The following is a 19,281-nucleotide window of genomic DNA, read 5'->3' as shown; positions in this document are numbered from 1 at the left end:
TTAACAATTATATCATAAATACATTAACCAAACATTAACATCTAATCTTAAAATTATTGATTTTTTAATATTTTAAGAATTTCATCAATTTGTTGATGGCTATCTTCTATGGAAATATTATCAACAACAAAATGGCTTTTAGCAACTCGCTGTTCATCAGTCCATTGATTCTGCAAACGTTTTATTATGTTTTCACGCGACATATTATCTCGTTTTAAAACTCTTTCGATACGGGTTTCTAATGGAGCTATAACGGTTATTATTTTATCACATTTTTTATAACTGCCACTTTCAAATAATATGGCTGCTTCTTTAACAATGAAGGGATAATGATTTTGTTTCTTTAACCAATTTTCAAAGTGAATCAGGACTTTTGGATGAATAATTGCATTTAATTTTTGGAGTTTATCTGGATAGTCGAAAACAAGTTGAGCTAGTTTTTCTCTATTTAATACATGACCATCAAAAACTTCATTTCCAAATTGATTTTTTATAGTTTCTACTACTTCTGATGAATTCATTATTTTCTTCGCCTCCTCGTCAGCAATATAAACAGGAATTCCTGATGATTTCAAATAATTTGCAATCATGGTTTTACCACTACCAATTCCTCCTGTAAGCCCAACAATTTTGGTCATAATTTTACTTTAAAAAATAATTCAGGAAATGCTTCTTCGGGTTTTTCTTTATTAATTATAATTTTAAAATAGGATTTTAAAAAACCTCTTCCATATCCAAAAAATTGTTTTGAAACAGCTATTACAGATAGAAATCCAATTTTGAAACTTTTATTTTGATTAGATGAAAAAACAAATACCAACAAAAAATAAAAAGAGTAACACAATAATGGGAACTCTATCCCGAACAAAAATAAAAATAGTGAAATTGAAAAACCTATAATGAATAATGAGGGAAAGTAATAAGTCAATTTGCTATATTCAGGATACCATGAATTAAGAATTGGTCTAGCCTTTCCAAATTTAGTAACTTGATCAGAAAATTTAACCCAATCTATTCTTCGTTTATGGTAAACAAAAGCATTAGGAAAAAGTCTTGTTTGATAACCTAATTTCCACAATCTTATAGTTAAATCTGGATCTTCACCCGGATGAATACAACCAAACCCTTTTGATACTTCAAATGCCTTTTTTGAAAGACCCATATTAAAACTGCGGGGTTGAAATTTATTAATTTTTTCAGAACCACCACGAATTCCTCCAGTAGTTAAGAAAGAAGTCATAGCAAAATTTATGGCTTTTTGAATATCAGAAAATGAATCTAAAGCAGCATCCGATCCTCCAAAACAATCTATAAAATCTTTAGTTAATTCCTTTTCTACTTCTAATAAATAGTGTTTTGGAATAATACAATCTGAATCGAAAATTATAAAATAATCTCCTTTTGCATTTTTCATACCAAAATTTCTTGAATCACCTGGCCCGCTATTCTCTTTGAAATAATAGGAAATATTTAATTTATCTTTAAAAATTTCAATTTCATTACTACATGTTATTGTTGAACCATCTTCAACAATAACAACCTCAAAGAATTTATTGTAATCAGAAACTAAAAGACTTTCTAATAATTCTTTAATTTCGTCAGGTCTATTATAAACTGGAATAATTATAGAAAAAAACATTGCTAATTTTTTAACAAATATAAGTTTTATAAAAAAGAAAAACCACCTAAAATTTAGGTGGTTTACAACATAAAAATGTAAAAAAATTATTCTTTAATAACTCTAAGTGTTTTCACTTGATTATTAGAAGAAACTTTTACTAAATAAACTCCATGAGACAGGTTAGACATATCTACTTGACCTTGATTGGAATTGATTGCTTGTGAGCTAACTTTTTGGCCCATTAAATTGAAAATAGTAACATTTGAAATTTCTTGATCATAAGATAAGTTCAAAGTGTTTTTAACAGGGTTTGGATAATAAGTGAAATTATTATTATCAAAAGAACTATTTGCCAAACTTGATGTAGCAGTAATTGTAAATAATCCTTCAGATCTATCAGTTATAGCGCTGTAATAGCCAACATTAACATAATACCTTAAAGCACTAATTGTACCATTAACTGTTAGAGTTTCTGCACCTCCACTTAATCCTGAATCTGCAGAAGCTACACAAGTAAATGTACCACAAGTTCCACTATAAATATCTAACTGAGGATCCCATGAACCAACTGCTGAAAGCGCTATAGTAATATCTCCTCCATTGCCCAAAAAAGTATACCATACGCCATCGTTCATCCCACTAGCAACAGTACATGATGAGATAAAACCAGCGTTATTTGTAGCAGCAACAGCATTTTGTGTATTAGTATAAGCTAATGTCATTTCAAAAGCTCCTGAACAGTCATCATTTAAGGGTGTTGGAACAGGAGTTGTAAAACTAAAGGGACCTGACCAATTACTTGTTCCTGCTGTACCTCCACAAGCTGCTTGAACATAATAGGAATATGATGTGGCAGGTGTTAATGATGTTAAGTTATATGAATTTGAAATTCCAGATAATAAAACCCCTGTTCCTTGTGTGAAACCATTAGTTCCATATTCCAAATTATATAATGAAGTAGAACCATTTTCTACCCAAGAAAGAGTTGCAGAAATTGTAGTAACTACAGCTGCCAAAGAAGATGGGCTAGGACAAGCAGGAGGTGTAGAAGAAACAATAGTTGGTGACTGAAAACAAAAACCATAATTCCAATCAGTTCCAGCTGGATTATCATTATATGAAATTCTATACTTAAAACCTGATAATTGATTCGAGCTAAATCCCGCAATATTCAGTACTGATGATGAATATGTAGAAGGATTTCCAGAACAATAATTCTTGTCTGTTGTATAGTTACCTAATTCATCAAAATTAGTCCCCCAATTAATCCAAGTTGCTGAATCAGCATTCCAATATTGGAATACTAATTCATCGTCTGCTAAATATCTGTAAACATATGGGGCAGATACTGTTAACCAAGTTTCTCCCGCTGAAAAAGCTGCTGTTAAATCAATTATAGGCGATTCTGCAGCAATATTATCCTCATGACCTATGCTTGTTATATCATCATCAAATGCAAAGTTAGAAGTTAAAGTAGGATCTGACTGTATACCTGTAGCAAGATAAGAGCCTGTAAGAGCCCATGCTGTATTTGGCCAACCTGCATTTTGATTAAGAACCTGGGCATTTACATCACATAATGTACCTATCAATATGAATAGTAAAGTAATTTTTTTCATTAAATATAATTTGAAAGTTAATAAAAGTAAAAGTAACAATAAAAAAAACTCACAAACAAAATTTGTGAGTTTTTAATACCCTTGTCAATATTTGATTAGATGCTTGGAATTCTAACTAATTCATTTGCTTCCAAATTGTAATCTACACCTTCAAAACCAAATCCAAAAAGATTTAAAAAATCTTGTTTATAACCTGCTAAATCTCCAATTTCTGAGAGATTTTCGGTAGTTGCTTTTTCCCACAAAATTTTAATTCTATCTTGAACATCTGCTTTCATTTCCCAATCATCAATTCTAATTCTTCCTTTTTCATCTGTTGGAACGTCTTTTCCAAAATATAATCTTTGCTCAAAAAGTCTTTGAATTTGTTCTATGCATCCTTCATGAATCCCTTCTGCTTTCATTATTTTATACAATAAAGAAATATATAATGGAATTACAGGAATTGCTGAACTTGCTTGAGTTACTAATGCTTTATTAACCGAAACATAAGCTTTACCATTTAAAGAAATTAAACTATCTGTAATTTGAAATGCTGTTGCTTCAAGATGGTCTTTTGCTCTACCAATAGTTCCTTTTCTATAGACTGCTTCTGTAACTTCAGGACCAATATAAGAATAAGCTATTGTAGTTACTCCTGTGGCTAAAACTCCTGCTGATTTCATAGCTTCAATCCACATTGACCAATCTTCTCCACCCATAACTACTACTGTATTATCAATATCGTCTTGATTGGCTGGTTCAATTGAAACTTGCGATACATTACCCGTATGAAAATCTACCGTTTTATTAGTGAACTTATTTCCTATAGGTTTTAAGACCGAACGGTGCAATATTCCTGTATTTGGATTCATTCGAACTGGTGAAGCTAAACTATAAATAATTAAATCAATTTGACCTAAATCAGTTTTGATTAAATCAATAGTTTGCTGTTTTATTTCATTTGAAAAAGCGTCGCCGTTTATACTTTTAGCATATAATCCAGCTTTTGTTGCTTCATTTTCAAAAGCGGCAGAATTATACCAACCCGGAGTTGCAGTTTTACCTTCTGAAGGTTCTTTTTCGAAAAAAACTCCAATTGTGGCTGCCTCTGAACCAAATGCACTAGTTATTCTAGATGCTAAACCAAAACCTGTTGAAGCTCCTATAACTAAAACTCTTTTTGGACCATTTATATGACCTTTTGATTTTACATAAGCAATTTGATTTTTAACACTTTGAGCACAACCATCTGGATGAGCTGTTAAACAAATAAATCCTCGCATTCTTGGTTCTATAATCATATTTTATCTAGTTAAATTGTATAATTTTTATTTTTAAAAGTGGGACAAAAGTATAAAATAAAGCAACTAGTTTAATAATGCTTTAGCATGATTCATTGCAGAATCGGAAATATTTTTTCCTGAAAGCATCTCAGCTATTTCAATTATTCTTTCATCAGGTGTTAGTAATGTTAATTCAGAAACGGTGCTTTCACCCAATACTTTTTTATAAACCTTGTAATGTGAACTTCCTTTGGCTGCTATTTGTGGTAAATGTGTAATAGCAAAAACTTGCATTGTAGCACTCATTTCTCTCATAATTTCACCCATTTTATTAGCTATTTCTCCAGAAACTCCTGTGTCAATTTCATCAAAAATAATAGTGGGTAATTTAGAATATTGAGATAATATTGATTTCACAGCCAACATAATACGTGACATTTCTCCACCCGAAGCCACTTTTTTTAATAATCCAAAGTCTGTTCCTTTATTGGCAGAAAACAAAAACTGTAAAGTGTCTTTACCGTTGAAATGATACGTATTTGAAGGGATTATTTCTATCTTAAATCTAACATTTGGCATTCCTAATTGACCTAAAATAGCAATAAGTTGCTCACTCAATTTTGGAATGGCTTCACTCCTATTTTTAGAAATTATGAGAGCAATATTATCCAAATGTTTTTCTAAATCGATAATTGTAGTTACAAATCCTGAAATTTCTTGTTCAAGCGTTGTAACTGAAACTACTTTAGATTCTAACTCAGATTGAATAGCTAATAATTCCTCGACAGTAAGCACTTGATGTTTTTTCTGAAGATTGTAAATTACTTGCAATTTTTGATTGATTAATTCTAAGTTTTCAGGGTCATTGAAAACTAAATCGGAGGTACGGTTTAATTCTTTTACTATATCATCAAACTCTATTGCGATTGAATTTGTTCGATCTAAAAGCGATTGAAAATCTTGAGAAAACTGACTATTTTTTTGAAGAATAGTCTTAAATTCTTTCAAGTTTTTTTGCAACCCAAATTCATCTTCATTGGCAAGAATTAAAAGTTTGTCTAAATTTTCTTTTATAAACTCCACGTTATTTAGCGCCTCGTATGTCTTTTCTAATTCCTCTAATTCTCCAACTTTTAAAGCAGCAGAAGCTAATTCATTAAATAAAAATTCATTATAATCTTTCTCTTTTAAAATGGAAGAAAGATTAGATTTCTTAATTTCTAATAAAGATTTTACTGATCGATATTTTTTTATAACAGATTGAAATTCGCTAACTAAATCCTGATTTTTTGCTATTGAATCTATAATTTTAAATTGAAATTCTTCCTCCGATAATTCTAATGTTTGATGTTGTGAATGTATGTCAATTAAATAAAAACTTAAATCTTGTAGTTGTTGCAAATTAACTGGACTATCGTTGATAAACGCTCTTGATTTACCTGATGGTAAAATTTCTCTTCTAATTATGGTTTCATCTTCATAGTCCAAATCATTACTTTCAAAAAAGGATTTTAAATCATATTTTCGAATAGAAAAATTGGCTTCTACAATACATTTATCTTCCTTATTTTTAAGCGATGTTAAATCTGCTCTTTTGCCAAGAACTAATCCTAAAGCACCCAAAAGTATCGATTTTCCCGCTCCAGTTTCACCAGTTATAATAGAAAAACCATTAGAAAAATTAATATCTAATTTTTCTATCAATGCAAAATTCTCGATTGAAAGTGAAGTAATCATTTAGAAAAAATAAAATAAATTTAAGTAATAAATATAATAATCAAAACTTAATGGATGCCCATTTACTTGAGTTGAGAGGAGACAGTCTGTTTAAAGTTTCAATGGTATCAGCTAATTCTACATTTGGCCCACCTGATAATATAGATACTATTTCATCAACTTTAGCATCAAAGAATATTCGAGTCAAAAAAGCATTTGGTCTTACTTTATATACTTGACTTAACGTTTTTATCGATTCTAAAACTTTGTTTTTTGAAGCTTTTAAATCAGAAGACATAGTATCTAATCCTTCTCTATGGTATTGATATTCTGCAGTTCTAAATGAATCGTATGTTCCTGAAAGAATATCATTTACTAAAAAATATCTATTTTGAATTCCATCTCCTTGAGTCCAACCTTTATAACCACTTTGTTGAGCTACTGTTAATATTTGTTGAGCAATTTCAAACCAATTTTTCCCGCCATTCAAAGTAAATGTATCTCCATCAAAACCTAATATCATGTAACTATAATAAGCCAAAACAGACACTAAGTTTGAATCAAAATTTTGTGGATTAAAGTTTAAGTTTTCAAACTCAACATAATTAAAGCTAAAATCTTTATCATTATAATTAAATACTGGGGAGGCATAACTTGAATTAAATATAGCACGTGTAGATTCTACTTGTAAAGTGGCCGAAAATTGATTAGAATCATAACTATTAATAATAATAACCATAGAACAATTAATTTTCTCATTTTGTTTGTAAACCTCTCCTGTCCAATCAGTTTTATTAATAAAATCAGAAATTGATTTTTGTAAATTATTAAATACTTGATTATTTGTACTGGCAATTTTATCAGAGTTTACCTGAACAGTACAATTTAGTTGTTGTGCCTGAACATTCCCAATTCCGATAAAAATTAAAAAAAGAAAACTAACTATTTTTTTCATAATGAGAAATTACTTTGTTCATAATATCATCTGCAACTTCTTCTTTAGATTTAAGAGGCATTGGTTCAATAAAAAAATCACTATCAATAAAAGTAACTTTATTGTTTGGTGAGGCAAAACCAGCGGCTTTATCTTGAAGCGAATTTAAAACAATCAAATCTAAGTTTTTTTTCTGAATTTTCAACTTTGCATTATCAATTTCATTTTCGGTTTCCAAAGCAAAACCAATTAGAAATTGATTTTTTTTGATTTTTCCTAAAGACGCTAAAATATCTTTTGTTATTTCAAATTCAATAGAAAATTCAGCAGTTGATTTTTTTATCTTTTGATTAGCTACCACTTTTGGTTTATAATCGGCAACTGCTGCTGCACAAATGGCTACATCAACATTATCAAAATGTTCATGACAAGCATCATACATTTCCTGAGCCGAAGTCACTCGAATTAAATTAGTAACGGGATATTTTGTATTTAAGTATGTTGGCCCAGAAATTAAAGTAACTTCCGCACCAAGATTGGCAGCACTTGCAGCAATATCAAATCCCATTTTTCCAGTAGAATGATTGCCTATAAAACGAACAGGATCGATAGCTTCGTATGTTGGACCAGCTGTTATAAGTATTTTTTTTCCTCTTAATGGTAATTTACTTTCTAAATCATTTTCTAAAAAAGAAATAATATTTTCTGGTTCTGACATTCTTCCTTCACCTGATAATCCGCTAGCTAATTCTCCCTTTTCTGCTGGAATAATAGAATTCCCAAATTGTTTTAAAATAGTAAAACTTGCAATAGTTGAGGGATGTTTGTACATATCTAAATCCATTGCTGGAGCAAAATAAACTGGGCATTTAGCCGATAAATAAGTTGCAATTAAAAGATTATCACAATTGCCATTGACCATTTTAGACAATGTGTTAGCTGTTGCGGGTGCAATTATCATTAAGTCTGCCCAAAGACCTAATTCAACGTGATTATTCCATTGAGCATCTTGATCTTCTTCATTATAAAAAGTAGAATATACGGGATTTTTAGAAAGTGTTGATAAGGTTAACGGAGTTACAAAATCCTTAGAAGCAGGTGTCATTATCACTTGGACATGTGCACCTGCTTTTATAAATAATCTAACTAATGAGGCAGTTTTATAAGCAGCAATTCCTCCCGAAATACCGAGTAAAATCTTTTTACCACTTAAAACAGACATCAGAATTAGTCTTTTGTAGTATCTCTGTAGTAAATTTTGTCATCAAGCCACTCTTGAACAGCTAAAGCATGAGGTTTTGGTAACTTTTCGTAGTATTTAGAAACTTCGATTTGCTCTTTGTTTTCAAAGATTTCTTCAAGACTATCATTATAAGTAGCAAATTCTTCTAATTTCTCAGTTAATTCTTTTTTAATTTCTGAGTTGATTTGATTTGCTCTTTTAGCCATTATTGTAATTGCTTCATAAACATTGCCAGTACGCTCTTCAATTGCAGTTTTATTGTAAGTGATAGTGTTTACTGGTGCATTCGTCTTTTTTAAATCCATGACTTTATTATTTAGTAAATTGTTTTAAATCGTTTTCTATTCTGGCAGACATTGAATCTGCTTTTGATTTGTATTCGGAATCAGCTTTAAACTTAATTAGATTATTGTATGCAATTCTAACATTTAATAATCTATCTTCCATTTTAGAAGGAATGCTGTTAATGGCCAAATTATAAGCTGAATCTAATTTATAGTATAATGCTTTTTCTTTGAATGTAGTTCCTGGAAAATTAATTAAAAAATTTTCAAAAGCAACAATAGCAGCTTTGTAATTAGAAATTGTATTATAAATTTTTGCATTTTCAAAAGCTTTTTTCTCTAATTTTTCTCTTAAATTCTTTGCTAAAGCATTCGCTTCTGCCATATTTGGAGACTCAGGAAAAAGTTCAATAAAGTTTTGAAGTTTATCTATTGCTTTGTAGGTATCTGTTTGGTCTAAACTATAAACTGGCGATAAAAAAGTATAGCATTTTGCTCCTAAAAAAGAAGTTTCTTCTAATTTTTCACTTTTAGGATAACTGGAAGCAAAACTTTCAAATTGATAACCTGCTAAGTAATATTGTTCTGTATTATATAAAGACTGTGAATACATATAAAACATCCTTTCTGCTTGAGGTTTTCCTTTGTATGCAGGAGCAATTTGCTCAAAAAGCCGTAATGCTTTATTGAATTTTTTTGCTTCATATTTTTTTGTGGCTTCAGTAAATTTAATAGCAACATCTTCAGATTTAAGTGCTTTTTGATACTCACTACACGACGAAAAAAATAATACTAATGCAAAAAGGGCTAAGAATTTCTTCATTTTTTATTTAATATTGCTGATTTTAAACACATTATTATGCATAAAAAATCAAATGCAAATTTAGTCATTAATTATAGAATACAAAATATTTTTTTTGACTTCAAAAAAAGCTACATTTTTGAAATTTTATTGGTAAAATCATGAATGCGATTGGCTAGATTTTCATCAACATTCACTAATGGAAGTCGGACTGTATTCTCTGAAAATCTCAATGATTTCAATACTTCTTTAATACCAGCAGGGTTTCCTTGTTCAAAAATCATATCAATTGAATCTGCTAACAGATAATGCAATGTATAAGCATCATCTACTCTTTTGTTTAAGCCAAGATGAACCATTTCTGAAAATTGCTTTGGAAAACCTCCTGCAATTACTGAAATAACACCCGATCCTCCGGCTAAAATCATTGGCAATGTTAACATATCATCACCCGAAATAACCAAGAAATCTTTTGGCTTGTTTTGAATTATATTCATGGCTTGAATAATATCTCCAGCTGCTTCTTTAACAGCTACTACATTTTTAAAATCATTGGCTAATCTTATAATAGTTGAAGGTAAAATATTTATAGAAGTTCTTCCAGGTACGTTATATAAAATAATCGGTAAGGGTGAAGCTTCAGCAATAGCTTTGAAATGTTGATAAATTCCTTCTTGAGTTGGTTTATTATAATAGGGTGAAACTGATAAAATGGCAACAAAATCAGAAAAATTTCTCGTAGTTAATTCTTCAACAACTTCTTGAGTATTATTGCTTCCAACACCTAAAACCAAGGGTAATCTACCTTTGTTAGCTTCAACTATTGTTGCTATTACAAGTTCTTTTTCAAGTTTTGATAATGTAGCTGTTTCTGCAGTAGTTCCTAAAATAACTAAATAATCAATTCCATTATCTATTTGAAAATTAACAATGGCTTTTAATGCATCGACATCTACAGAGAAATCTTTTTTGAAAGGTGTAACTAGGGCAACTCCAGTTCCGATTAATGATTGCATATTATATTTTGTTTAAAATTTTTAAATATTTGAATAATTCATCTATAAAAACCTTATAGTTTTCAGCATTGGTGTCAATCATAAAATGATTTAATCTCTTGTCAACAGTAGCGAAACCAACTTTAAAACTAGCTTTGGAAAGATGTGAAACAAGAAGTAAAGCGACTTTCTCAGTGTCATAGTAATTGATTAATAAATCAAAAGGTGCTTTTATAAAATCTTTTACTTCATTTGTATCAACTGTTGCATGCCAACTCAAATCTTTGTGACTGAAAACAGCATAATCAAAAACTTCATTTTTTTTAATCTTGTCTTTATAAACTAGTACTTTAATATCACTTTCATTTATTCCATTTTGAATTAATTCCTGAACTAAAGCTTCTCTTTCATAAAAATAACTTTCATCAAAAATGATTCCTACTGATTTTATTATATTGTCTGAAGCCAAATGCTTAACATTTGACAAACTATTTTTTACAATTTTTTTTGTTGCTAAATCCTTGAAGTAATTTAAAAACATACTACTTTTACTTGAATTACAAATTTACTAAAATTACTGCCAAAACCGATGGTAAAACTAAAAAACTATAACGTTGTATTGAAACATTTTGTTTTATTATTAACATTTACAGTACTTATTTCTTGTGCCGAAAAAAAGTATACGGTAACCAAAATTGAAGGTCAAGAAATAGGAATTACAGATAAAAACGGTGAAGTTCCTGAAATTGAAACCTTTATAAAACCCTATCGTGTCAAGATTGATAATGATTTGAATGCTATTTTATCTGATGCGCCAGAAACTCTAGACAAATCAGGTGAATGGCAAACTCCAATGGGTAATTTTTTATCAGATATTACTTTTGAAAGATCTAATAACATGTTTCAATTGAAGTATAACAAATCAGTTGACATTTGCCTTTTAAATCAAGGTGGTATTAGATCTATAATTCCAAAAGGAAATGTAACTGCCCGAAATGCTTATGAAATAATGCCTTTTGAAAACAGTGCTGTCGTCATAGCTTTAAAAGGAGAACAAGTACTGGAAATTATAAATTATATCATTTCTGAAAAAAAACCACATCCATTAAAAGGAATGACTTTTACCATTGATAAAAACAATCTACCAAAAAATATTCAAGTAAGCGGAAATCCTATAGACCTAAATAAAATATACTTTGTAGCCACCTCTGATTATTTATCCTATGGAAATGACAATATGCTTTTCTTCAAAAAAGGGATTCAGAAATATGATTTAGAATACAAACTTCGAAATATTATTATTGACTATTTCAAAGAAAACAAATCAATAGTAGCCAACAAAGACATCCGCATTACAAAAGAATAGTAAAATGAAAAGAAGAAATTTTATCCAAAAAACGGCTGCGAGTTCTGCTTTCTTAGGACTTGGAGGTTTATCATTAAGTAGTTTTAAAACTTTGGATACAAAACATTTGACTATTCTTCACACCAATGATGTACATAGTTATATCGATCCTTTTCCAGCTAATCATCCCAAAAATCCAAATATGGGTGGCGTTGCTCGAAGGGCTGCTTTGATTGAAAATATTAGAAAAGAAAATCCAAATGTTCTTTTATTAGATGCTGGAGATATTTTTCAAGGCACACCCTACTTTAATTATTATGGAGGAGAATTAGAATTTAAGCTTATGAGCATGATGAAATATGACTTAGCAACCATAGGAAATCATGATTTTGACAATGGAATTGAAGGACTTTATAACCAATTACCAAATGCAAATTTTGAATTTGTTTCTGCTAATTATGATTTCAAAAATACGGTTATGGATGGTCATGTAAAGCCTTATAAGATTTTCAATAAAGGAGGTATTAAAGTAGGTGTTTTTGGACTTGGTATTAGACTTGATGGCTTAGTTGATAAAAAAAGCTTTAAAGAAACTTTATATAATGATCCTGTTAGTGTTTCAAAAGATATGGCTCGTATTCTAAAACACGAACAAAAATGTGATTTGGTAATTTGTCTTTCACATCTTGGTTACAAATACAAAGATGAACCCGAAAAAATTAGCGATACAAAGTTAGCTACATTAACTAAAGATATTGATTTAATCATTGGTGGTCATACACATACTTTTCTTGACAAACCAACAGTTTTGAAAAATATTGAAGGAAAAGAAATATTAGTAAACCAAGTGGGATGTTATGGAGTTAATATAGGAAGAATCGATTTTTATTTTGACTCCGAAAAGTCTAAATCATCCAATGGAAAATCTATTATCATCGTATAATTTAATAGTCAACTAATCTTATCTATAAAAAATCAAACTAAAAATCAAAACAAAACCTACACAATTCTATTTTTATAATTGGTTATTCAACATAGCTTGAAAATCATTTTCCGAAATTATTGCAATTTTTAACTGATTAGCTTTTTCTAGTTTAGCTGGCCCCATATTTTCTCCTGCAATTACAAAATCAGTCTTTGAAGAAATTGAGCTACCGACTTTACCGCCATTATCTTCGATTGCTTTCTTCAAATCGTCACGAGAGAATAATTCAAAAACACCCGATACTACAAAGGTTTTTCCTTCAAGTTTACTTGTTGCATTTGGATTAAACTTTTCGATTAACTCCAATTGAACTCCAAATTGTTTAAGTCGCTCAAGAATAGCAACATTTTCTTGATTTTCAAAAAACTCTATAACAGATTGGGCTATCTTCTCTCCTATTTCATCTACCATAATTAAATCCATTATAGAAGCATTTTTAATAGCATTTATATTTTTGTAATGTTTGGCTAATTTTTTGGCCACCGTTTCACCAACATACCTAATGCCGATGGCATACAATACTCTTTCGAATGGAATTTCCTTAGACTTTTGAACACCATTAACTAAATTCTCTGCAGATTTCTGAGCCATTCGTTCCAAGGGAAGAATTTGTTCCACTGTTAGGGAATACAAATCAGCATAATCTTTTACTAAACCATTATTAAAAAGTAATGCTACGGTTTCTCCTCCAAGACCTTCAATATCCATCGCTTTTCGCGAAATAAAATGTTGAATTCTGCCGATTATTTGTGGAGGACAACCATAAAAATTAGGACAATAATGATTGGCTTCTCCTTCTATTCTAGTTAATGCGGAACCACATTCAGGGCAATGCGTGATATATTTTGTTGGTTCGCTATTTGGATTTCTTTTAGTAAAATCAACACCAATAATTTTTGGAATAATCTCTCCGCCTTTTTCAACAAATACAGTATCTTCAATTCGTATGTCTAATTTTTCTATCTGATCAGCATTGTGTAAAGAAGCGCGTTTCACTATAGTTCCAGCCAATTGAACTGGTTGCAAATTAGCAACCGGAGTTATAGAACCAGTTCTTCCAACCTGATATGAAATAGAGTTTAAAACTGTAAATACTTGTTCTGCCTTGAACTTATAAGCCATTGCCCATCGTGGTGATTTTGCGGTATAACCTAATTCATCTTGTTGATGGAGATTGTTTACCTTTATAACAACACCATCCGTTTCATAGGGTAGATTATGACGATGTGTATCCCAATAGTCAATATATTCAAAAACTTCTCCAATAGAATTGGCTAATTTAGCTTCCTTGGGAACTTTAAAACCCCATTTACGAGCTGCATTTAAACCTTCATATTGTGATTCAATATTTAAATTATTACCAACAATAAAATAAAGCAAACATTCTAATGGCCGCTTGGCTACTTCACTACTATCCTGAAGTTTTAAACTTCCTGAAGCAGTATTTCTTGGATTGGAATAGGGCGTTTCACCAATTTCAATTAATTCTTGGTTCATCTTCTCAAATCCTTCAAAAGGCAATATGATTTCTCCACGAATATCAAATCTTTCAGGAAAACTTCCCTTTAATTGGAGTGGAATGGATTTTATAGTTTTAATATTAGCTGTCACATCATCGCCTTGAAAACCATCGCCACGGGTAACTGCTCGTTTTAATTTTCCTTTTTCATAGGTTATTGAAATTGATGCTCCATCATATTTTAACTCACAAGTATATTGCATTGAAACATTTCCTAAAACTTTCTGAATTCTATTTTCCCAATCTAACAAATCTTCTTTGGAATAAGAATTATCCAAAGAATACATCCGATAATCGTGAACAACTGAATTAAAGTTTTTGGTAATAGTACCACCTACTCTCTGTGTTGGCGAGTTTTCATCAAAGAATTCAGGATTCTGAATTTCTAGTTCTTGAAGTTGTTTTAATTTTTGATCAAATTCAAAATCAGAAATGATTGGATTGTCTAAAACATAATAATTATGATTATGCTGATTAAGTTTATCGCGCAAATCCTGAATTATTTTCTGAATATCCATAAAAATAAATTGGCTATAATAGTTACAAATTGTGTGCACTAAAATAGCCAATATTTTTTAAAAAGGAACAAACTTTACGACTGAATTATTCCGTTTATTTGAAGATATAATTGTCCGTCACTCAAAATAGCGCCCTCTTTAATCAAATTAAAAATGGCAACATTTCTTTCTACTTCATATTCTTTTTTGCCGAGGTGAATTTCTACTGTATCTGTAAACATATTGTCACTCAACCATTGTAATCCTTCTTTTTCCATAAAGTTAACTTCAGGCTCTAAAGCTTTTAAAACAATAGATTGAATTTGTTTTTCTTGACAATGAAAAAGGAAAATATGGTTTTTTGAAAAATGTTCCAAATAATGAGTATTAGTCAAAACACCCTCCCAAATTAAATCGGAAAAGACATCCAATTCTTGTTCAGCTACTTCGGGCTTATCGCTTTTTATTTTATCCCATTCTGACTTATCAATAGATTGTGTTGCCAGAAAGTTTATAAATTCCTTATGCAATTCTTCAAATTGTTCTTTGGATAATCTTTTGTACTTCATTTATGCTGAATTTATTTATTCTTAAATCATTTCAGAAGTTCAGCATCTTTTATCAGATGCGTTAATTTTATAGTAAAGGGAACTGAAATAAATTCAGATATAAAAAAATCCCGATTCTCATCGGGATTTCATATAGGTATAGCGAAAAGTTAAACTTCAGCTACGATTTCATATGGTAATTCAATTACTACATCTCTGTGAAGTCTCACAGAAGCTGTGTATTTACCTGTACGTTTAACAATACCGCTTGTTATGAATTTTCTATCTACAATTTGACCTGCTTTTTCTAAAGCTGCAGCAATATCAATATTAGAAATAGAACCGAATAATTTTTCACCACCAGCTTTTGCTGTGATTTTAATTTCGATTGCTTTTATAGCTTCACCCAATGCTTTTGCATCGTTTACTACTTTAGCTTCCTTGTGTGCTCTTTGTTTTAAATTTTCAGCTAAAACTTTTTTTGCAGATGGAGTAGCCAATGAAGCAAAACCTTGCGGGATTAAAAAATTACGACCGTAACCGTTTTTAACGATTACTACATCATCTTTGAATCCTAGATTCTGAACATCTTGTTTTAAGATTAATTCCATGTTGTTGTCCTTTATTAGAGAAGTTAGGTTCCGTGTTACGAGAAACCAACAACTGAGTTTATATTATTTTAATAAATCGGCCACGTATGGCATTAGAGCTAAATGACGAGCTCTTTTGACAGCTACTGACACTTTTCTTTGGTATTTTAATGAGGTACCTGTCAAACGTCTTGGCAAAATTTTACCTTGTTCGTTTACAAATTTCAATAAGAAATCTGCATCTTTATAATCAATATATTTAATTCCTGATTTTTTGAAACGACAATACTTTTTAGTTTTGTTTGTTTCGATGTTTAGGGGAGTAAGATATCTGATATCTCCGTCTTTTTTTCCTGAAGCTGATTGTTGTAAATTTGCCATAATTAGTTTGCTTTTGCTTCTTTTAATTTAGTTCTTCTTCTCTCTGCCCAAGAAATTGCGTGTTTATCCAAACTTACAGTTAGGAAACGCATAACTCTTTCGTCACGTCTGAACTCAGTTTCAAAAGCAATTAAAACTTCAGGCGACACTTGGAATTCGAATAAATGGTAAAAACCACTTTTTTTGTTTTGGATTTCATAGGCTAATTTTTTTAAGCCCCAATCCTCTTTAGATACCATCTTTGCTCCTCTACTAGTAAGAAAATCTTCAAACTTGCTTACTGTTTCCTTTACCTGAACTTCAGATAAAACGGGATTTAAGATGAAAACAGTTTCGTAATGATTCATAATAATACAATTAAAATTAAATTGGGCGCGAAGATATAAAATTCATTTTAATTGACAATATCATTTAAAGACAAATCGTCTAAAAGAATGAAATGCCGTTTAAAAGCAAAAAAAACCGATAAAATGTTGGGGAATTTTAAAAATACTACATATATTTACAATTCCAAATCTAAATTATTCATAATTATGAAGCTAAATTGTGTTGTTGTAGATGATAGTTCCATTCAGAGAATGATCATAGCGAAATTAGTAAATAATCATCCAAACCTTTATTTAGTTGGTGATTTTTCTAATGCAATTGAAGCAAAAAATTGCATGTCTGTTCATACTGTTGATTTAATTTTCCTAGACATTGAGATGCCTGTCATCAGTGGTTTTGATTTTCTCGATGGATTAAAAGTAAAACCTCAAATTATTTTTATTACTTCAAAAGCTGAGTACGCTATGAAGGCATTTGATTATGACGCTACGGATTACCTACAAAAACCGATAGCTTTAGACCGTTTTAATGCTTCTGTTCGTAGAGCAATGGATTTCCATATGCTTAAAAAAGAAAATCAAGAAGAGGAAGGTGAATATATCTTTATTAAAAGTAACTTAAAAAAACTTAAAATTTATACCAACAAAATTAAGTGGATTGAAGCTTATGGTGATTATGTAAAAGTGGTTACAGAAGATGACAACAATCTTGTTCTTTCTACAATGAAATCTTTTGAAAATGATTTATCCAAAGATAAATTTATCAGGGTTCATAAATCATATATCATTAATATTAATAAAGTAGAACGTTTCAACAGTAAGTTTGCCGAAATAGGTTTGACAAAAATTCCTTTAAGTAGAAACAAAAAAGAAGATTTAATTAAAGCATTAGCTATTATTTAATTAAAATCAACATTTACAGTAACTTTAATGGTTCTGTATTGTGAAACTAAATCAAAACTATTCAGTACTCTCAGGATAGTTTTTTTTGTGCTTTGCAAGGAAGTTTCATTTGGAATTTTAACCATTATAGTGCGGATATATTCGTTTCGAATTCTCCCAATTGCTGGTTCCTCTGGTCCAAGGACAGGAATTGATAAGTTTTGTTGCAATACTTGATATAACCAAGTCGAACCTTCTTTTAATTTGTCGAATTCACGATGTTTCAATGTTAAACGAACTAAACGGAAAAACGGAGGATAATTATAAATCTTTCTGTCGTATACTTGTTCTTTGTACATTCCTTGATAATCGTTATTAGTTACTTGCTGTATAATATTATGTAAAGGATTATAAGTTTGAATTATAACTTTTCCTCTTTTTTCACCACGTCCAGAGCGACCAGAAACTTGTGTCATCATTTGATAACTTCTTTCAAAAGCTCTAAAATCTGGATGATACAACATATTATCGGCATTCATTATCCCTACTACAGATACATTATCAAAATCTAAACCTTTGGCAAGCATTTGTGTTCCTACTAAAACATCAATCTCCCTATTTTTAAATCCATCAATGATTTTATCAAAACTATATTTTCCTTTAGTAGTATCTTGGTCCATACGTTTTATATTCTTTGTTGGAAAAAGTTCAGCGAGTTCTAATTCGATTTGTTCTGTCCCAAAACCTTTGGTTTCTAAATCAACGCTCGAACAAATTTGACAATTCGTTGGTTTACCCATATTATACCCACAATAATGACAACGCAATTGGTTTTTATATTTATGAAAAGTCAAACTCACATCACATTGTTGACATTGTGGTACGTGACCACAAGTCATGCATTCTAAAACGGGAGAAAAACCACGACGATTTTGAAATAAAATAACTTGTTCACCATTAGAAAATGCTTCAGTAATTTCTTCAATTAAAGTCAAACTAAAATGACCTTTCATCATTTTTCTGAAATAACTATCTTTCAAATCCACTAATTTTATTTCAGGCATTGGAACATTTCCAAAACGTTCTTTTAAAGTGACCAATCCAAATTTTCCACTAGTAGCATTATAATAGGTTTCTATACTTGGTGTTGCAGATCCTAATAATACTTTAGCTTGATGAGCATTAGCTAAAACTATTGCAGCATCTCGTGCATGATATCTTGGCGAAGGATCTTGTTGTTTGAAAGTCTGTTCATGTTCTTCATCAACTATTATCAAGCCAAGATTTGAAAAGGGTAAAAACAAAGCCGATCTTGCTCCTATTACAACTTGTGCTTTTTCGGAAACATTTAAAACTTGATTCCAAACTTCTATTCTCTCGTTATTACTGTATTTAGAGTGAAAGACAGCTACTTTGTTTCCAAAATGCTTAGTTAATCGAGAAACTAGTTGAGTGGTTAGGGCAATTTCGGGCAATAGATAAAGTACTTGCTTTTCTTTGACAAGAAATTTTTCGATGAGTTTGGTGTAAATTTCAGTTTTTCCGCTAGAAGTTACTCCATGTAACAAACAAACTTCTTTTTCTAAAAACGATTTTTCTATTTCATCAAAAGCATTTTGTTGCGCTTCACTTAGAGATAAGTTGTTGTTTTCTTTATTTTTTTCAAAGTTAACTCGGTCTTCTTGAACAAAATATTCTTCAAAAATTTGTTTATCTATCAATCCTTTTA

General features: G+C 30.3%; 20 protein-coding genes. 3 read left to right on the top strand and 17 right to left on the bottom strand.

Features of this window, described 5'->3' with window-relative positions; translation table 11 throughout:
* Positions 1 to 53: 53 nt before the first annotated feature.
* From coaE to ACOYLT_RS01025, 11 genes are all read right to left on the bottom strand, one after another.
* Positions 54 to 638 (bottom strand): dephospho-CoA kinase, encoded by a 585-nt coding sequence (coaE, locus tag ACOYLT_RS01075; protein ID WP_422851983.1) that lies wholly within the window; start codon positions 636 to 638, stop codon positions 54 to 56.
* Positions 635 to 1,639, bottom strand: a complete 1,005-nt coding sequence (locus tag ACOYLT_RS01070) for a glycosyltransferase (RefSeq protein WP_422851982.1) — start codon at positions 1,637 to 1,639, stop codon at positions 635 to 637. Before ACOYLT_RS01070 ends, coaE begins: the two co-directional genes overlap by 4 nt.
* Positions 1,640 to 1,725: 86 nt before the next feature.
* Positions 1,726 to 3,240, bottom strand: a complete 1,515-nt coding sequence (locus ACOYLT_RS01065) for a T9SS type A sorting domain-containing protein (protein WP_422851981.1) — start codon at positions 3,238 to 3,240, stop codon at positions 1,726 to 1,728.
* A 95-nt stretch (positions 3,241 to 3,335) separates the two neighbouring features.
* On the bottom strand, positions 3,336 to 4,523 hold the full coding sequence (gene fabV / locus ACOYLT_RS01060; protein ID WP_422851980.1) for an enoyl-ACP reductase FabV: 1,188 nt from the start codon (positions 4,521 to 4,523) through the stop codon (positions 3,336 to 3,338).
* A 66-nt stretch (positions 4,524 to 4,589) separates the two neighbouring features.
* Positions 4,590 to 6,242, bottom strand: a complete 1,653-nt coding sequence (recN, locus tag ACOYLT_RS01055; RefSeq protein ID WP_422851979.1) for a DNA repair protein RecN — start codon at positions 6,240 to 6,242, stop codon at positions 4,590 to 4,592.
* 40 nt (positions 6,243 to 6,282) lie between these two features.
* The gene (locus ACOYLT_RS01050; RefSeq protein ID WP_422851978.1) at positions 6,283 to 7,176 is read right to left on the bottom strand and encodes a DUF4835 family protein; all 894 of its coding nucleotides are present in this window, start codon (positions 7,174 to 7,176) and stop codon (positions 6,283 to 6,285) included.
* Positions 7,160 to 8,377 (bottom strand): bifunctional phosphopantothenoylcysteine decarboxylase/phosphopantothenate--cysteine ligase CoaBC, encoded by a 1,218-nt coding sequence (gene coaBC / locus ACOYLT_RS01045; RefSeq protein ID WP_422851977.1) that lies wholly within the window; start codon positions 8,375 to 8,377, stop codon positions 7,160 to 7,162. The genes ACOYLT_RS01050 and coaBC overlap by 17 nt, the downstream gene beginning before the upstream one ends.
* A gap of 5 nt (positions 8,378 to 8,382) precedes the next feature.
* Positions 8,383 to 8,703 (bottom strand): DNA-directed RNA polymerase subunit omega, encoded by a 321-nt coding sequence (locus ACOYLT_RS01040; RefSeq protein ID WP_342696557.1) that lies wholly within the window; start codon positions 8,701 to 8,703, stop codon positions 8,383 to 8,385.
* Positions 8,704 to 8,710: 7 nt separating this feature from the next.
* Positions 8,711 to 9,505 carry an outer membrane protein assembly factor BamD gene (locus ACOYLT_RS01035; RefSeq protein WP_422851976.1) on the bottom strand — a complete coding sequence of 265 codons (795 nt, stop codon included), beginning with the start codon at positions 9,503 to 9,505 and terminating at the stop codon, positions 8,711 to 8,713.
* Positions 9,506 to 9,615: 110 nt separating this feature from the next.
* Complete coding sequence (dapA, locus tag ACOYLT_RS01030; protein ID WP_422851975.1) at positions 9,616 to 10,500, bottom strand: 4-hydroxy-tetrahydrodipicolinate synthase; 885 nt, start codon at positions 10,498 to 10,500, stop codon at positions 9,616 to 9,618.
* Position 10,501: 1 nt separating this feature from the next.
* The gene (locus tag ACOYLT_RS01025; protein ID WP_422851974.1) at positions 10,502 to 11,020 is read right to left on the bottom strand and encodes a DUF6913 domain-containing protein; all 519 of its coding nucleotides are present in this window, start codon (positions 11,018 to 11,020) and stop codon (positions 10,502 to 10,504) included.
* 48 nt (positions 11,021 to 11,068) lie between these two features.
* Between ACOYLT_RS01025 and ACOYLT_RS01020 the strand changes: the two genes are divergently transcribed.
* Positions 11,069 to 11,845 (top strand): 5'-nucleotidase C-terminal domain-containing protein, encoded by a 777-nt coding sequence (locus ACOYLT_RS01020; protein ID WP_422851973.1) that lies wholly within the window; start codon positions 11,069 to 11,071, stop codon positions 11,843 to 11,845.
* Positions 11,846 to 11,849: 4 nt separating this feature from the next.
* The gene (locus tag ACOYLT_RS01015) at positions 11,850 to 12,767 is read left to right on the top strand and encodes a bifunctional metallophosphatase/5'-nucleotidase (protein WP_422851972.1); all 918 of its coding nucleotides are present in this window, start codon (positions 11,850 to 11,852) and stop codon (positions 12,765 to 12,767) included.
* 72 nt (positions 12,768 to 12,839) lie between these two features.
* Here the strand turns inward: ACOYLT_RS01015 and ligA are convergent, their stop codons facing one another.
* From ligA to rpsF, 5 genes are all read right to left on the bottom strand, one after another.
* Positions 12,840 to 14,846: an NAD-dependent DNA ligase LigA gene (gene ligA, locus ACOYLT_RS01010; RefSeq protein WP_422851971.1), complete on the bottom strand. Its 2,007-nt coding sequence runs from the start codon at positions 14,844 to 14,846 to the stop codon at positions 12,840 to 12,842.
* Positions 14,847 to 14,920: 74 nt separating this feature from the next.
* Positions 14,921 to 15,394, bottom strand: a complete 474-nt coding sequence (locus tag ACOYLT_RS01005; RefSeq protein ID WP_422851970.1) for a DUF6495 family protein — start codon at positions 15,392 to 15,394, stop codon at positions 14,921 to 14,923.
* Between the two features lie 149 nt (positions 15,395 to 15,543).
* Entirely contained in the window at positions 15,544 to 15,984 is a 441-nt protein-coding gene (rplI, locus tag ACOYLT_RS01000; protein WP_422851969.1) for a 50S ribosomal protein L9, read from the bottom strand.
* A 63-nt stretch (positions 15,985 to 16,047) separates the two neighbouring features.
* A complete protein-coding gene (rpsR, locus tag ACOYLT_RS00995; protein ID WP_136152299.1) occupies positions 16,048 to 16,344 on the bottom strand; it encodes a 30S ribosomal protein S18 in 297 nt (98 codons plus the stop codon).
* A 2-nt stretch (positions 16,345 to 16,346) separates the two neighbouring features.
* A complete protein-coding gene (gene rpsF, locus ACOYLT_RS00990; RefSeq protein ID WP_422851968.1) occupies positions 16,347 to 16,691 on the bottom strand; it encodes a 30S ribosomal protein S6 in 345 nt (114 codons plus the stop codon).
* Positions 16,692 to 16,877: 186 nt separating this feature from the next.
* Here rpsF and ACOYLT_RS00985 point away from each other — a divergent pair, with 186 nt between their 5' ends.
* Complete coding sequence (locus ACOYLT_RS00985) at positions 16,878 to 17,573, top strand: LytR/AlgR family response regulator transcription factor (RefSeq protein WP_422852012.1); 696 nt, start codon at positions 16,878 to 16,880, stop codon at positions 17,571 to 17,573.
* On the opposite strand, the gene priA is transcribed toward ACOYLT_RS00985, so the two are convergent.
* A partial coding sequence (gene priA, locus ACOYLT_RS00980) for a replication restart helicase PriA (protein WP_422851967.1) occupies positions 17,570 to 19,281 on the bottom strand: 1,712 nt, incomplete at its 5' end. The genes ACOYLT_RS00985 and priA overlap by 4 nt on opposite strands.

The organism is Flavobacterium sp., from assembly GCF_049318185.1.
Classification (GTDB): Bacteria; Bacteroidota; Bacteroidia; order Flavobacteriales; family Flavobacteriaceae; genus Flavobacterium.
This window is presented reverse-complemented; position numbering and strand designations above follow the sequence as displayed.

Coding starts and splice junctions, on each gene's coding strand:
- ACOYLT_RS01070 (WP_422851982.1), bottom strand. CDS start 1,639: ATGTTTTTTTCTATAATTATTCCAGTTTATAATAGACCTGACGAAATT.
- fabV (WP_422851980.1), bottom strand. CDS start 4,523: ATGATTATAGAACCAAGAATGCGAGGATTTATTTGTTTAACAGCTCAT.
- ACOYLT_RS01015 (WP_422851972.1), top strand. CDS start 11,850: ATGAAAAGAAGAAATTTTATCCAAAAAACGGCTGCGAGTTCTGCTTTC.
- ACOYLT_RS01065 (WP_422851981.1), bottom strand. CDS start 3,240: ATGAAAAAAATTACTTTACTATTCATATTGATAGGTACATTATGTGAT.
- coaE (WP_422851983.1), bottom strand. CDS start 638: ATGACCAAAATTGTTGGGCTTACAGGAGGAATTGGTAGTGGTAAAACC.
- ACOYLT_RS01005 (WP_422851970.1), bottom strand. CDS start 15,394: ATGAAGTACAAAAGATTATCCAAAGAACAATTTGAAGAATTGCATAAG.
- ACOYLT_RS01050 (WP_422851978.1), bottom strand. CDS start 7,176: ATGAAAAAAATAGTTAGTTTTCTTTTTTTAATTTTTATCGGAATTGGG.
- rpsF (WP_422851968.1), bottom strand. CDS start 16,691: ATGAATCATTACGAAACTGTTTTCATCTTAAATCCCGTTTTATCTGAA.
- ACOYLT_RS01020 (WP_422851973.1), top strand. CDS start 11,069: ATGGTAAAACTAAAAAACTATAACGTTGTATTGAAACATTTTGTTTTA.
- recN (WP_422851979.1), bottom strand. CDS start 6,242: ATGATTACTTCACTTTCAATCGAGAATTTTGCATTGATAGAAAAATTA.
- ACOYLT_RS00985 (WP_422852012.1), top strand. CDS start 16,878: ATGAAGCTAAATTGTGTTGTTGTAGATGATAGTTCCATTCAGAGAATG.
- rpsR (WP_136152299.1), bottom strand. CDS start 16,344: ATGGCAAATTTACAACAATCAGCTTCAGGAAAAAAAGACGGAGATATC.
- ACOYLT_RS01040 (WP_342696557.1), bottom strand. CDS start 8,703: ATGGATTTAAAAAAGACGAATGCACCAGTAAACACTATCACTTACAAT.
- coaBC (WP_422851977.1), bottom strand. CDS start 8,377: ATGTCTGTTTTAAGTGGTAAAAAGATTTTACTCGGTATTTCGGGAGGA.
- dapA (WP_422851975.1), bottom strand. CDS start 10,500: ATGCAATCATTAATCGGAACTGGAGTTGCCCTAGTTACACCTTTCAAA.
- ligA (WP_422851971.1), bottom strand. CDS start 14,846: ATGGATATTCAGAAAATAATTCAGGATTTGCGCGATAAACTTAATCAG.
- ACOYLT_RS01025 (WP_422851974.1), bottom strand. CDS start 11,020: ATGTTTTTAAATTACTTCAAGGATTTAGCAACAAAAAAAATTGTAAAA.
- rplI (WP_422851969.1), bottom strand. CDS start 15,984: ATGGAATTAATCTTAAAACAAGATGTTCAGAATCTAGGATTCAAAGAT.
- ACOYLT_RS01035 (WP_422851976.1), bottom strand. CDS start 9,505: ATGAAGAAATTCTTAGCCCTTTTTGCATTAGTATTATTTTTTTCGTCG.